Source organism: Phocaeicola plebeius, assembly GCF_003437535.1.
Taxonomy (GTDB): domain Bacteria; phylum Bacteroidota; class Bacteroidia; order Bacteroidales; family Bacteroidaceae; genus Phocaeicola; species Phocaeicola plebeius_A.
The window spans coordinates 25,708-38,505 of record NZ_QSQT01000013.1; the positions used below are offsets into that span (position 1 = coordinate 25,708).

At 44.2% G+C, this 12,798-nt stretch carries 14 protein-coding genes; 6 read left to right on the forward strand and 8 right to left on the reverse strand.

Features of this window, described 5'->3' with window-relative positions; translation table 11 throughout:
- The first annotated feature begins 46 nt into the window (after positions 1-46).
- The 3 genes from DXD04_RS08180 to queF are packed head-to-tail and all read left to right on the forward strand — an operon-like array spanning position 47 to position 1,865.
- On the forward strand, positions 47-733 hold the full coding sequence (locus tag DXD04_RS08180; protein WP_117672502.1) for a queuosine precursor transporter: 687 nt from the start codon (positions 47-49) through the stop codon (positions 731-733).
- A gap of 5 nt (positions 734-738) precedes the next feature.
- Positions 739-1,404, forward strand: a complete 666-nt coding sequence (gene queC / locus DXD04_RS08185; protein ID WP_007563321.1) for a 7-cyano-7-deazaguanine synthase QueC — start codon at positions 739-741, stop codon at positions 1,402-1,404.
- Positions 1,405-1,406: 2 nt separating this feature from the next.
- Positions 1,407-1,865 carry a preQ(1) synthase gene (gene queF / locus DXD04_RS08190; protein WP_007563319.1) on the forward strand — a complete coding sequence of 153 codons (459 nt, stop codon included), beginning with the start codon at positions 1,407-1,409 and terminating at the stop codon, positions 1,863-1,865.
- A gap of 90 nt (positions 1,866-1,955) precedes the next feature.
- Here queF and DXD04_RS08195 read toward each other — a convergent pair whose 3' ends face one another.
- Positions 1,956-3,794, reverse strand: coding sequence for a DNA polymerase III subunit gamma/tau (locus DXD04_RS08195; protein ID WP_117672591.1), 1,839 nt, complete (start codon positions 3,792-3,794; stop codon positions 1,956-1,958).
- Positions 3,795-3,914: 120 nt separating this feature from the next.
- On the opposite strand from DXD04_RS08195, the gene DXD04_RS08200 reads away from it, so the two are divergent.
- The 3 genes from DXD04_RS08200 to DXD04_RS08210 are packed head-to-tail and all read left to right on the forward strand — an operon-like array spanning position 3,915 to position 5,599.
- Positions 3,915-4,217, forward strand: a complete 303-nt coding sequence (locus tag DXD04_RS08200; protein WP_007563314.1) for an FtsB family cell division protein — start codon at positions 3,915-3,917, stop codon at positions 4,215-4,217.
- Complete coding sequence (locus DXD04_RS08205; RefSeq protein ID WP_022052643.1) at positions 4,217-4,558, forward strand: hypothetical protein; 342 nt, start codon at positions 4,217-4,219, stop codon at positions 4,556-4,558. Before DXD04_RS08200 ends, DXD04_RS08205 begins: the two co-directional genes overlap by 1 nt.
- Positions 4,559-4,582: 24 nt before the next feature.
- Entirely contained in the window at positions 4,583-5,599 is a 1,017-nt protein-coding gene (locus tag DXD04_RS08210; protein ID WP_117672504.1) for an AI-2E family transporter, read from the forward strand.
- On the opposite strand, the gene miaA is transcribed toward DXD04_RS08210, so the two are convergent.
- The 7 genes from miaA to prfA all read right to left on the reverse strand — a co-directional run bounded on the left by miaA (position 5,586) and on the right by prfA (position 12,689).
- On the reverse strand, positions 5,586-6,497 hold the full coding sequence (miaA, locus tag DXD04_RS08215; RefSeq protein ID WP_117672506.1) for a tRNA (adenosine(37)-N6)-dimethylallyltransferase MiaA: 912 nt from the start codon (positions 6,495-6,497) through the stop codon (positions 5,586-5,588). The two genes, DXD04_RS08210 and miaA, sit on opposite strands and share 14 nt — an antisense overlap.
- A gap of 111 nt (positions 6,498-6,608) precedes the next feature.
- Positions 6,609-7,166 (reverse strand): IS1096 element passenger TnpR family protein, encoded by a 558-nt coding sequence (locus DXD04_RS08220; protein ID WP_007563307.1) that lies wholly within the window; start codon positions 7,164-7,166, stop codon positions 6,609-6,611.
- Positions 7,167-7,212: 46 nt separating this feature from the next.
- A complete protein-coding gene (gene lpxA, locus DXD04_RS08225) occupies positions 7,213-7,980 on the reverse strand; it encodes an acyl-ACP--UDP-N-acetylglucosamine O-acyltransferase (RefSeq protein ID WP_117672508.1) in 768 nt (255 codons plus the stop codon).
- 1 nt (position 7,981) lies between these two features.
- The gene (locus tag DXD04_RS08230; protein WP_022052647.1) at positions 7,982-9,367 is read right to left on the reverse strand and encodes a bifunctional UDP-3-O-[3-hydroxymyristoyl] N-acetylglucosamine deacetylase/3-hydroxyacyl-ACP dehydratase; all 1,386 of its coding nucleotides are present in this window, start codon (positions 9,365-9,367) and stop codon (positions 7,982-7,984) included.
- A gap of 4 nt (positions 9,368-9,371) precedes the next feature.
- Positions 9,372-10,412 carry a UDP-3-O-(3-hydroxymyristoyl)glucosamine N-acyltransferase gene (gene lpxD / locus DXD04_RS08235; protein WP_117672510.1) on the reverse strand — a complete coding sequence of 347 codons (1,041 nt, stop codon included), beginning with the start codon at positions 10,410-10,412 and terminating at the stop codon, positions 9,372-9,374.
- A gap of 271 nt (positions 10,413-10,683) precedes the next feature.
- Positions 10,684-11,508: an orotidine-5'-phosphate decarboxylase gene (pyrF, locus tag DXD04_RS08240; protein ID WP_117672513.1), complete on the reverse strand. Its 825-nt coding sequence runs from the start codon at positions 11,506-11,508 to the stop codon at positions 10,684-10,686.
- A gap of 71 nt (positions 11,509-11,579) precedes the next feature.
- Positions 11,580-12,689, reverse strand: coding sequence for a peptide chain release factor 1 (gene prfA / locus DXD04_RS08245; protein ID WP_117672515.1), 1,110 nt, complete (start codon positions 12,687-12,689; stop codon positions 11,580-11,582).
- Between the last annotated feature and the right edge of the window lie 109 nt (positions 12,690-12,798).

Consider the following 12,798-nt stretch of genomic DNA (forward strand, 5'->3'; position numbering starts at 1 on the left):
GAATAGCGGTCGTGTATTCTAGAACACCACGTAAAAAACAGGAGCGATGAAAAAAGAAAATCTCGTATCAGTGCCTTTTATGGTTTTGGGCATTGTGTTTTGTGTCTGCCTGGTGGCAGCCAATCTGTTAGAAACCAAAGTCGTACAGCTGGGTCCGATTTCTGTAACTGCCGGACTCATTGTTTTCCCGATTTCTTACATTATTAATGACTGTATTGCCGAAGTATGGGGCTTCCGTAAGGCGCGTCTGATTATTTGGATGGGCTTCCTCATGAATTTCATGGTAGTGGCCATGGGACAGTTGGCAGTGGCTCTTCCCGCTGCTCCATTCTGGGAGGGAGAAGAAAGCTTCAATTTCGTATTCGGCATGGCACCTCGTATTGCGGTAGCTAGTCTGACAGCCTTTCTGGTAGGTTCGTTTATCAATGCGTATGTGATGAGCCGCATGAAAGTGGCTTCACACGGAAAGAATTTCTCTGCCCGTGCCGTATTGTCGACCATAGCCGGAGAGGGAGCCGACTCGCTGATTTTCTTCCCGCTGGCTTTTGGCGGACTGATGCCGGTGAGTGAGCTGGGCAAGATGATGCTGGTGCAGGTGGTACTCAAGACTTTGTATGAAGTAATTGTACTGCCGGTAACCGTTCGTGTGGTGAAGTACATCAAGCGAGTGGATGATACAGATGTATATGACGAGCATATCTCATATAATATATTAAGAATCAAGGAAATCTAAGAAATATGGTAAATAATAAGGAGGCCCTCGTCGTTTTTAGTGGCGGGCAGGATTCTACGACCTGTCTTTTCTGGGCAAAAAAGCATTTTGAGAAAGTATATGCACTGAGCTTTCTGTACGGACAGAAGCATGAAAAGGAAGTGGAACTGGCGCGTGAAATTGCACGGAAAGCCGGGGTGGAGTTTGAAGTCATGGATGTGTCGTTTATCGGACATCTGGGAAAAAACTCTCTGACGGATACGTCTATTCACATGGATGAGGAAAAACCGAAAGATTCATTTCCGAATACGTTCGTTCCGGGAAGAAACTTGTTTTTCCTGAGCATTGCAGCGGTTTATGCGCGTGAGAAAGGTATCCATCACATGGTGACGGGAGTATCGCAGACGGATTTCAGCGGGTATCCCGATTGTCGGGACTCGTTTATCAAGTCGCTGAACGTGACACTGAATCTGGCCATGGAAGAACAGTTTGTGATTCATACACCGCTGATGTGGATTGACAAGGCACAGACTTGGGCGCTGGCCGATGAACTGGGAGTGCTTGACTTGGTTCGAAATGAGACACTGACTTGTTATAATGGAATCCCGGGCGACGGGTGCGGGCATTGTCCGGCTTGTAAATTGCGCCGTGAGGGATTGGAAAAATATTTGGCTTCAAAACAAAATAAGTAAGAATGGAAAGAAAAGACGAACTCACTTTGTTGGGGAATAAGAAAACAGTATATAAGCAGGATTATGCACCTGAGGTGCTGGAATCGTTTGTAAACAAACATCCGGAGAATGATTACTGGGTACGTTTCAACTGTCCGGAGTTTACCAGTCTTTGCCCGATTACGGGGCAGCCGGATTTTGCGGAAATTCGTATCAGTTACCTGCCGGATGTGAAGATGGTGGAAAGCAAGAGCTTGAAGCTGTATTTGTTCAGTTTCCGTAATCACGGCGATTTTCATGAAGACTGTGTGAACATCATCATGAAAGACTTGATTAAACTGATGGATCCGAAATACATTGAGGTGACGGGTATCTTTACTCCACGTGGCGGTATTTCCATTTATCCGTATTGCAATTACGGTCGTCCGGGAACAAAGTACGAGGAACTGGCTGAATATCGGATGAAGAATCATGATTTGTAAGCCGGGAGTTTATCGAAATATAAAAGAATACGGGCGAAGAAACATTCACATGCTGTTTCTCCGCCCGTATTCTTTATGGATACTTCGGCATCAGGAAAGTTCTAGGCCGAGGGCTTCCTTGAGTTTCAGCAGACTGGGGTTTTTCTTACTCATCATCTGAAAACGCTCTACGTGACTATAGGGACGCACGTTTTCGTTGGCCTCGCTTACCCGTGTAGTCATTCTGATTTTGCGGTTATGTAGTTTTTCCTGCAGATGGGCTTCTATCTTCGGTGCCAGTTGCTGCATGTATTTCTGAACCATGTCATTGTCCACCGCTACTTCAAATGTCTGCTGGTCGGCCAGCAGGTGAGGGTGCATGTTCATCATGCGTCCGGCATTGGCGGCCTCTTCTTTAGGTAGCAGACTGGCGAACTCACGCCAGTAATAGCCTAAGTCTTTTTCATTGAACATGTAATCTTCCCATGTCTCTGCCACGGGCTGTTGCACGGGCGCATTGGATGCTGTTCGTGCAGTTGGCTCTGCGGAGGCTGTCTGTGTCTTGCGGATAGACATGCCTAAACTGCCGGCTTTGATGACCGGTGCCTTTCTTTCCGTACTTACTTTGGGCAGTGGACTGCTTTTAGTGTAGGGTACTTCCGATTGCTGCAAGGTGCTTGTATAAGGTTGTGCACTTGCTGCCGCCGGTTGAGGCTGAGGAGTCGGCTGAGAGACCGGAGCTGTAGCTGCCGGAGTCGCTTGTGCGGGTGGAGCTACAGGCTGACTGGCTTGTGCCGTATGGAAGACGGGGGATAACTGTTTCTTAGGGCCATGCCCACTTCCGGCATCTTCCGGTTCGGCTGTGAGTTGTGCCACCTGAATAAGGGTGAGCTCTACCAGCAGGCGTTTGTTCTTACTTTGCCGGTAGTTCAGGTCGCAGTCGTTGCACAGCTTCATGGCTTTGTACAGGAATTGTGGCGTACATTTCTGCGCTTGAGCCTGGTATCGATCTCGGATAGAAGCACCGGCTTCCAGCAGTTGCAGGGTAGACGGGTCACGGCTTACCAGCAGGTTTCGGAAATGCGAAGTCAGCCCCGTGATGAAATGGTTGCCGTCAAATCCTTTTCGAAGAATATCATTGAAAGTGAGCAGGCATTCGGCTACTTTATTTTCCAGGAAGAAATCGGTCAGTTTGAAATAATATTCGTAGTCCAGTACGTTCAGGTTCTCAATCACACTTTGGTAGGTGATGTGTCCGTTGGTGAAGCTCACTACCTGGTCGAAGATGGAGAGGGCATCACGCATACCCCCGTCGGCTTTCTGTGCGATGACGTTCAGGGCTTCCGGTTCGGCCTCGATGTGCTCCTTGCGGGCTACGTTCTCCAGATGCTCTACCGTATCGTTGACCGTGATGCGGCTGAAGTCGTAAATCTGGCATCGGCTCAGGATGGTAGGAAGAATTTTATGCTTTTCAGTGGTGGCCAGAATAAAAATGGCATGCTGAGGCGGTTCTTCCAGTGTCTTCAGAAAGGCATTGAATGCGGCGGTAGACAGCATGTGTACCTCGTCAATGATATACACCTTGTACTTGCCGATTTGGGGCGGGATGCGTACTTGCTCAATCAAGGAACGGATGTCTTCGACTGAGTTGTTGGAGGCCGCATCCAACTCATGGATATTATAGGAACGCTGTTCGTTGAAAGCCTTGCATGACTCACATTCATTGCATGCCTCTCCTTCACTAGTCGGATGAAGACAGTTGATGGTCTTGGCAAAGATACGTGCGCAGGTGGTTTTTCCTACTCCTCGCGGACCGCAGAACAGGTAGGCATGCGCCAGTTTATGATTGGCAATGGCATTTTTCAGGGTCGTGGTCAATGCACGTTGCCCCACTACGGTATCGAAAGTAGAGGGACGGTATTTGCGTGCCGATACGATATAATTTTCCATGTGTCGCTTCTTTTGTTTGATTCCTTGATATTTCTGCAAATGTACATAAAATCTCTTTCTTGTCATGGGCTTGCTATGAAATAATTTCTATCTTTGCAAGGGTAATAAAGTGTGTATTTTATGGGTAAACTGGCTAATATATGGGCTTTTATCGGAAGGCATAAGTATTGGGTAACCATCGGTGCTTTTCTGTTGATTATCGGAGTGTTGGATGAAAATAGTCTGATACGCCGCATAGCACATAAGCGTGAAATTCATCAGTTGAATACGGAAATTGAGCGTTACCGTAAGCAGTATGAGGAGGACAGCAAGTTGCTGAAGGAGATTACTTCAAATAAGGAAGCATTAGAGAAGGTGGCTCGTGAAAAGTATCTGATGAAGAAAGAGAATGAGGATATTTTTATTTTTGAAGAAGACAAGTGATGGAATCAAAGATGAAGGATAAACTGGCTGTTGTGGGAGCCATTGTGTTGTTTATTGGTCTGGCATTGCAGTTCGTAAAACTGGCATGGGCTCCGTATGTGTATCTGGTAGGAGCTTGTTTGTTTGCCTACGTACAGCTGGTTTCCGATTATAAGGGAAAGAATATCATTATCCGTCGTTTGCGCCGTCAGCAGCTTTTAGGAGCCATGTTGCTGGTGTTGACCGGAGTAATCATGTTGCTGTGGAAACGGAACGAATGGATTGTTTGCCTGACGGTAGCGGCAGTACTGGAACTTTACACGGCTTTCCGTATTCCGCAGGAAGAAGCAAAGGAGAATTAGTGTGACAGTATAAATTAAAGAACCATGAAAGAAAGGTATTGGAAATATTCACTGATTGTTTTTATCATTGGATTGGGATATTTGCTGTTCCGCCAGGCACAGCCGTTTATGAACGGTATTCTGGGAGGATTTACGCTTTATTTGCTGTTGCGTAACTTCACTTTCTGGCTTCAGACCAAAATGAAGCCGGCATTGGCTGTATGGCTGGTGACAATTGGAGTGACACTTTTTATTCTGATACCACTTTCTCTGTTTAGCTGGGCTTTGGTGAGCCAGGTTTCGAAGATGCATTTTGATACGGAGGCCATCATTCGTCCGGCATGGCATGTGATTGATTTTATCAAAGACCGTACGGGCTTCGATATTTTGTCGGAGAAGAGTCTTTCGTTCTTTGTGTCACAGGCTTCCTCCATTGGTCAGTCGGTAATGACGGGGGTGAGCGACCTGCTGGTTAATCTGTGCGTGGCCATCATGCTGTTGTTCTTTATGCTTTACGAAGGAAAACCCATGGAGCACTATATATCTACATTGTTGCCTTTTAAAGCCGAGAATAAGATTGAAGTGTTGAAGAAGGTACAGTTGATGGTGCGTTCCAACGCCATCGGAATTCCTTTGCTGGCCATTATCCAAGGATTTATATCGTTAGGAGGCTATTTGATTTGTGATGCTCCCAACCCATTTCTAAGTGCCATGCTGACAGCTTTTGCTTCGGTAATTCCTTTGGTGGGTACCGCTTTGGTATGGGTACCGATTACCATCTACTTCCTGATTGTAGGAAGTTGGGTAAATGCTTTGATGATGCTGGGATATGGAGCTATCATCGTATCACAGTGCGATAATCTGATACGTTTCCTGCTTCAGAAGAAAATGGCGGATGTGCATCCGTTGATTACGATTTTCGGTGTAGTGGCTGGACTCCCTTTATTTGGTTTTATGGGAGTGATATTTGGTCCGTTGCTCGTATCGCTGTTCCTTTTGTTTGTGGATATGTTCCGGAAAGAATTCTTGCTGGAAGACAACCAATCGGCTACGCCTGATTGATTCGTTCTTCCAGGAATTTCATAATTTCTTCTGCTTGTGTAGGATGGAACCACGTGATTTCCGGGTCTCTCTTGAACCAAGTCATTTGTTTTCGGGAATAAATGCGTGAGTTTTGCTTGATTTTTTCTATTGCAAAGGGGAGCTCCCATTCTCCATTCAGGTAGTTGAATATCTCCTTGTAGCCTACGGTATTGAGTGAATTGAGGTGCTTGTAGGCGTATACGCTTTTGACTTCCTCCAGCAATCCTTCTTTCATCATTTCATCCACGCGCTGATTAATGCGCTGGTAAAGCTCTTCACGGTCGCGTGTGAGGCCAATTTTGATGATTTGAAACGGACGTTCTTTGGTGTTGCGGGTGCGGAATGAAGTGTAGGTTTTTCCCGTCATATAACAGATTTCCAGTGCGTGAATCACCCGCTTGGGGTTTTTCAGGTCTACAATGCGGTAATACTCCGGATCGAGTACCCGCAGTTCTGCACAAAGTTGCTCCAGACCTTCACTTTCGTAGCGGCGCAACATCAGTTCGCGTGTTTCCTTGTCCACCGTAGGAATATCGTCTATTCCTTTGCAGACTGCGTCAACGTACATCATGGAACCTCCGGTCATCACCACTACCGGATGAGTCCTGAATAACTCTTCCAGCTTCTTTAGTACTTCCGCCTCGAATTGGGCTGCGCTGTAGTAATCAGTCAGTTCAAGGGTACCTACAAAATAGTGAGGTACTCGCTTTAACTGGTCGGGAGTGGGGGCTGCGGTACCAATTTTCAAGTCTTTATACAGCTGACGGGAGTCTGAAGAGATGATAGAGGTATGATACTTTTCGGCAATGGAAAGACTCAATTCAGTTTTTCCTACACCGGTAGGACCAATAAGTACAATAAGGACGGGCTTTTTCATTTGTATGTGGGGATAGGTCGGTAGGGAAAAAAGAAAATGTCATTCTGAGTCAGACCCAGGATGACATTTCTTATATTGTTTCAAACTGATGTAACTACGTGTCAGCTCTTTTTAATATTTATCTTCATCATAAGGATTTCCGCTTCCTTCGTTGATGTCAAAACCTTCCGGGTCAAAGTCTTCCATGTCGTAGTCTTGATCGCCATAGAAGTTTTCGTCAAGGTCGAGTGCAGCGTTTGTATTCATCTGTTCATCAAAATCGATGGTCTGTTGAGGAGCTTCTCCATTTTTACGAGTGCATACTGCCTTGTCCAAATCTTTTCCGGTGATGATTTCTGAAAGTTCAATGAAGAATACACGTTCAGCAAGTGGGTCAAACACATATATCATCTTTTGTTTTTCATCTTCCAGCAATTCGCTTAGAGGAGTTTCTCTCATGATGTATGTATCTTCTTCCGAGCTTCCGCTTCCCATGTCTTCCAGCGTTATTTCTGTTTCTTTTTCCCAGTCATCGTCACAGATGAAGAAAGAAGTCATCTGGTCATCTTTGTATCCAGTTGATTTCAGAATAGCTTCGTGAAGGTCGTAGAAAGAAGCTTCAGAGTCGATTTGGATTTCTCTTAAGAAATCATCGACTTCGTCAGATATGATTCTAAATTTGTATACCATTTTCTTTTTGTCTTTTGTTGATGGGGGTAAATATACAAAATCTTTTTTATCGGATGATACCGCGCTGTGAGTTTTCCACAAATGAAATGATGTATTCAATTTCGGGTGTCATCGGCATTTCAGCTTTTATCTGTGCAATGGCTTCCGTAACATTTTTCCCACTATTGTAAATAATGCGGTAGGCATTGTGGATTATTTCAATCTGCTCGTTTGTAAATCCTCGACGACGAAGACCTACAATATTGATGCCACAATAAGCAATTGGATCTCTTCCGGCAATGATATAAGGTGGTATGTCTTTGCTGAAACGGCAACCGCCCTGAATCATAACGTAGCTTCCTACATGGCAGAATTGATGCATTAGTACAACACCACTTACGATAGCATTGTCATCGATAATCACTTCTCCAGCCATTTTGGTTTGGTTGCCAATAATACATCCGTTTCCCACAATCGTATCATGAGCTACGTGTACTCCTTCCATCAGCAGGTTATTATTACCTACTACAGTTTTACCTTTGGCTGCTGTACCACGATTGATAGTTACATTCTCACGGATGGTATTGTTGTCTCCGACTTCTGCAGTGGTTTCTTCTCCGTGAAATTTCAGGTCTTGTGGGATAGCTCCAATTACTGCTCCGGGGAATATACGGTTTCCATTTCCAATACGGGAACCATACAGAATGTTGGCATTCGGCATAATGACATTATTGTCACCAATGACTACATTCTTGTCAATGAAGACAAAAGGACCTATTTCTACGTTCTCCCCGATTTTGGCTTCCGGGTCTATATATGCTAAAGGACTGATCATGTTACTTGTTTTTTACAATTTGTGCCATAAATTCAGCTTCGCAGACAATCTTTTCACCTACGAAAACATATCCTTTCATGGTAGATATTCCTCGGCGAATAGGTGCCATCAATTCGACCCTGAAAATTAAAGTATCACCTGGAACCACTTTCTGACGGAACTTTACATTGTCTATCTTCAAGAAATAGGTGGAATATTTTTCCGGTTCGTCTACTGAATTCAAAACCAGCAAACCTCCTACTTGAGCCATTGCTTCAATTTGTAATACACCAGGCATTACAGGTTCTTGCGGGAAATGGCCTTGGAAGAATGGTTCGTTGGATGTCACATTTTTAACACCCACAATATAGTTGGCTCCAATAGCAATTACTTTATCTACCAACTGGAATGGATAACGATGAGGTAATAATTCACGAATACGGTTTACGTCCATCAAAGGCTCTTCGTTACAGTTGTAAACCGGAGCTTGTATTTCGTGCATGCGGATTTCCTTCCGGAGCTGGCGGGCAAATTTGTTGTTGATGGTATGTCCCGGACGGGTAGCAATGATGCGGCCTTTAATAGGTTTGCCTACTAACGCCAAATCACCAATAATGTCCAGCAGTTTATGGCGTGCAGGTTCGTTTGGCCATACCAATGGAATGTGGTTGATGTATCCTAAATGGCTCGCATCCATGTGAGGTACTCCCATCACGTCGGCTAACTTATCGAAGTTCTCCTGTGTCATCTGCTTTTCGTAGATAACGATAGCGTTATCCAGGTCGCCTCCCTTGATGAGTCCGGCATTCAGCAGCGGCTCAATTTCACGGACAAATACGAATGTACGTGCAGAAGCAATTTCTGTAGGGAAGCATTCCATATTTTCCAACGTAGCATATTGGTTGGTCAATATTTTGGAGTCGTATGAAATCAGTGTGTTGACGCTGAACTTGTCATCAGGAAGTACAATGATGGAAGAACCTGTTTCTTCATCACGGAACTCAATCTTTGACTTGATGATGTAATAATCTTTCGGAGCAGCTTGTTCTTCGATGCCTACGCGCTTGATACATTCTACGTATGCTTTGGCACTTCCGTCCAAAATAGGAAATTCCGGTCCGTCGACTTGAATCAAGCAGTTATCTATACCTGCTGCGTATAATGCAGCCAACGCATGTTCTACGGTACTAACTTTTACCCCGTTTTTTGCTAAAACTGTTCCACGGGTTGTGTCTACCACATTTTCTGCTACAGCATCTAATATGGGCTGATCGTCCAAATCGATTCGCTGTATCTTATACCCGTAGTGCTCTGGGGCAGGATTGAACGTAACGGTCAGTTTAACTCCCGTATGGAGTCCCTTTCCATTGAGTGAAAAGCTGCCTTTTAAGGTTTGTTGTTTCAACATGGGTTTATTTATTTAGTTGTTTTTTTAATTCTTCAATTTCCTTTTGCAGGCGTCCGAGTTCCACATACATATCCGGTAGTTTCTTATAGATAGCTGCAGAACGTGCGAACTGTTTCGGGTCTATTGCTGGATAGCCCATTAATGTAGTGTTTGATTTTGTATTTCCTGGAATACCAGACTGTGCTCCTACATTGACGTGGTCTCCCACCTTGATGTGTCCGGCAACTCCTACCTGACCTCCGAACATACACCATTCGCCAATTTTGGCAGAACCGGCAATTCCTACTTGTGATGCCATCACAGTGTGTTTCCCAATTTCCACATTGTGGGCAACCTGAATCAAATTATCCAGTTTCACTCCCTGTTTGATAAGTGTATGTCCCATTGTGGCACGGTCAATACAAGTGTTGGCACCAACTTCTACATTGTCTTCCAGCTCCACAATTCCTATTTGTGGAATCTTTTCATAGCCATCTGCTCCCGGAGCAAAACCAAATCCGTCGGCACCGATTACGGCTCCGGCGTGAAGAATACAATTGTTCCCAATTCTGCAATCCTGATAGATGGTTACATGAGGATAAATAATGGTGTTCATGCCTATTTTCACATTGCTTCCGATGGTAGCCTGCGGATGTATACATACATTGTCTCCAATTTCAGCCCCGTCTTCGATGCACGCAAATGGACCGATGTACACATTCTTTCCAATTTTGGCACTTTCTGCAATGGATGCTAACGGACTTACACCTTGTTTCTTGGGGATACTCATTTCATATAACGCCATGAGTTTGGCCAGACTCTCGTATGCATTATCCACTTTGATAAGTGTGGTCTGAAGTTCATGTTCAGGTTCGAAATCTTTATTTACCAGTACAATGGAAGATTTCGTATCGTAGATATAATGAGTGTACTTAGGATTGGATAGAAAGGATAATGCTCCCGGTACACCCTCTTCAATTTTGGCAAAGGTGTGTACTGTGGCATTTTCATCACCAACTATAATTCCCTGGATGTATTCCGCAATTTGCTTAGCTGAGAACTCCATATTAGTTATCTTTAATTCCTTGGTTTTCCTTGGTTGTTCTTCAATATTTAGTTGCCTGAAAAAGCATACTTACTACTTAATTATGCAAATTACGTATTTTTTTTTTACATATCCGTGAAAAAAAGCAATTATTTGCCTGAAACGACCATTAATTTTCATTGGTATCGTATAACAAATGCTTCGGAAGGTTGTTTTTATATGATAAAAAAGAAGTACAAAAATTCCTGTTGAGAATCTTTGTACTTCTTTGTATGTGGAAACTAATTGTTGCTTAGAGGATAGCAGCGAGTTCTTTTTCCATTTGCTGCTGTACCTTTTGGGCTTCTTCCGCAGCTACATTGGCAAAGTTTTCTGTTTTGTCTGCGTAGATAATGGCGCGACTTGAATTGACAATCAATCCACATTCTTTAGTCATACCATATTTGCAAACTTCTTCCAGTGAACCGCCCTGAGCACCGATACCTGGTACCAGCAAGAAGTGATTGGGAACGATTTTGCGGATGTCTTCGAACATACGTCCCTGAGTAGCACCTACCACATACATCATGTTCTGGTCGTTAGCCCATTCCTGTGATTTGCGTAATACTTTTTCGAACAGACGTTCGCCTTCTGTATCGGTAGTCAATTGAAAATCGTGTGAGCCTTTGTTGGAAGTCAGTGCCAGTAGGATAACCCATTTACCTTCGTAAGTAAGGAATGGAGTTACGCTGTCTTCTCCCATGTAAGGAGCTACAGTGACAGAATCAATATTCAGTTCTTCAAAGAAAGTGCGGGCATACATGGCAGAAGTATTACCGATGTCTCCACGTTTTGCATCAGCGATGATGAACTGGTCTGGATAGTTTTTCTTAATGTATTCTACTGTCTTTTCGAATGCAATCCAACCTTTCACGCCCATGCTTTCATAAAAAGCCAGGTTGGGTTTATAAGCGATACAGTAGGGAGCTGTTGCGTCGATGATAGCTTTATTGAATGCGAAAATCGGGTCTTCTTCTTTCAGAAGGTGTTCCGGAATTTTCTTTATATCAGTATCAAGTCCTACACACAAAAAAGATTTTTTCTTTTTGATGTTTTCAAATAATTCTTGTTTGTTCATGACACGTTTATTTTAATGATAATTATATACTCCTTTTGTACGCGGGTAGGGATAAAATTGTACACGCGTAATTATAATTCACTCTCTTTCAATCGCTCTGCATTTTCAGCCACAATCAGGTGGTCGATGCAGTCCTGTATGTCACCGTCCATGAAAGCCGCCAGGTTATAGATGGTGTAGTTGATGCGGTGGTCGGTGATACGTCCTTGTGGATAGTTGTAAGTACGTATCTTAGCCGAGCGGTCACCGGTACTTACCATTGTCTTACGTTTGGAAGCGATGTCGTCAATGTACTTTTGGTGTTCCTTGTCGTAGATAAAGGTACGCAAACGGCTGAGGGCACGTTCCTTGTTTTTCGGCTGGTCACGAGTTTCCGTACATTCTATGAGGATTTCTTCTACGATACCGGTGTTCGGATTTTTCCAGTTGTAACGCAAGCGTACGCCAGATTCTACCTTGTTGACGTTCTGACCTCCGGCACCGCCACTTCGGAATGTATCCCATTTGATTTCACCTTCGTTGATTTCCACGTCGAAAGGTTCCGCTTCGGGAAGTACGGCTACCGATGCGGCCGAGGTATGTACACGACCTTGTGTCTCGGTAGCAGGAACTCGCTGTACGCGGTGTACACCTGATTCATATTTCAGTGTACCGTACACTTTTTCACCTGTTACCGAACAGATGATTTCTTTAAAACCACCCGCAGCTCCTTCGTTGGCGCTGGAAACTTCCAGTCTCCATCCTTTTGATTCGCAGTATTTAGAATACATACGGAACAGATCGCCGGCAAAGATGGCAGCTTCATCACCTCCTGTACCGCCACGAATTTCCAGAATGGCATTTCGGTCATCTTGCGGGTCTGCCGGTACTAACAATAATTTTATTTCTTCTTCCAGTTCCGGAATGCGAGCTTCACAAGCGGCCGCTTCTTCACGAGCCATTTCTTTCATCTCCGGATCGTTCTCGCTCATCATCATTTTGGCTTCTTCCAATCCGTTTAGACATTGAAGATACTCCTTGCGGGCAGCCATCAGGTCGCCCAGCTCTTTGTATTCTTTGGTCAGTTTGACGTATCGTTTCTGGTCTGCTATCACGTTCGGGTCAGTAATCAGTGTAGACACTTCCTCAAAACGTGACACCAATCCTTCAAGTTTCTCTAATATGGTGTTATTTTCTGCCATTTAAATCTTTTTGTTTTTTACCACAATCAGCCATCGAACAGAAATGTTATAGGTATACCAATCAGAACTAGAACTATTGCAATTAAATTAGGAGAAGACTTTTTCCCAA

Coding starts and splice junctions, on each gene's coding strand:
- DXD04_RS08180 (WP_117672502.1), top strand. CDS start 47: ATGAAAAAAGAAAATCTCGTATCAGTGCCTTTTATGGTTTTGGGCATT.
- queC (WP_007563321.1), top strand. CDS start 739: ATGGTAAATAATAAGGAGGCCCTCGTCGTTTTTAGTGGCGGGCAGGAT.
- queF (WP_007563319.1), top strand. CDS start 1,407: ATGGAAAGAAAAGACGAACTCACTTTGTTGGGGAATAAGAAAACAGTA.
- DXD04_RS08195 (WP_117672591.1), bottom strand. CDS start 3,794: ATGGAAAATTATATCGTATCGGCACGCAAATACCGTCCCTCTACTTTC.
- DXD04_RS08200 (WP_007563314.1), top strand. CDS start 3,915: ATGGGTAAACTGGCTAATATATGGGCTTTTATCGGAAGGCATAAGTAT.
- DXD04_RS08205 (WP_022052643.1), top strand. CDS start 4,217: ATGGAATCAAAGATGAAGGATAAACTGGCTGTTGTGGGAGCCATTGTG.
- DXD04_RS08210 (WP_117672504.1), top strand. CDS start 4,583: ATGAAAGAAAGGTATTGGAAATATTCACTGATTGTTTTTATCATTGGA.
- miaA (WP_117672506.1), bottom strand. CDS start 6,497: ATGAAAAAGCCCGTCCTTATTGTACTTATTGGTCCTACCGGTGTAGGA.
- DXD04_RS08220 (WP_007563307.1), bottom strand. CDS start 7,166: ATGGTATACAAATTTAGAATCATATCTGACGAAGTCGATGATTTCTTA.
- lpxA (WP_117672508.1), bottom strand. CDS start 7,980: ATGATCAGTCCTTTAGCATATATAGACCCGGAAGCCAAAATCGGGGAG.
- DXD04_RS08230 (WP_022052647.1), bottom strand. CDS start 9,367: ATGTTGAAACAACAAACCTTAAAAGGCAGCTTTTCACTCAATGGAAAG.
- lpxD (WP_117672510.1), bottom strand. CDS start 10,412: ATGGAGTTCTCAGCTAAGCAAATTGCGGAATACATCCAGGGAATTATA.
- pyrF (WP_117672513.1), bottom strand. CDS start 11,508: ATGAACAAACAAGAATTATTTGAAAACATCAAAAAGAAAAAATCTTTT.
- prfA (WP_117672515.1), bottom strand. CDS start 12,689: ATGGCAGAAAATAACACCATATTAGAGAAACTTGAAGGATTGGTGTCA.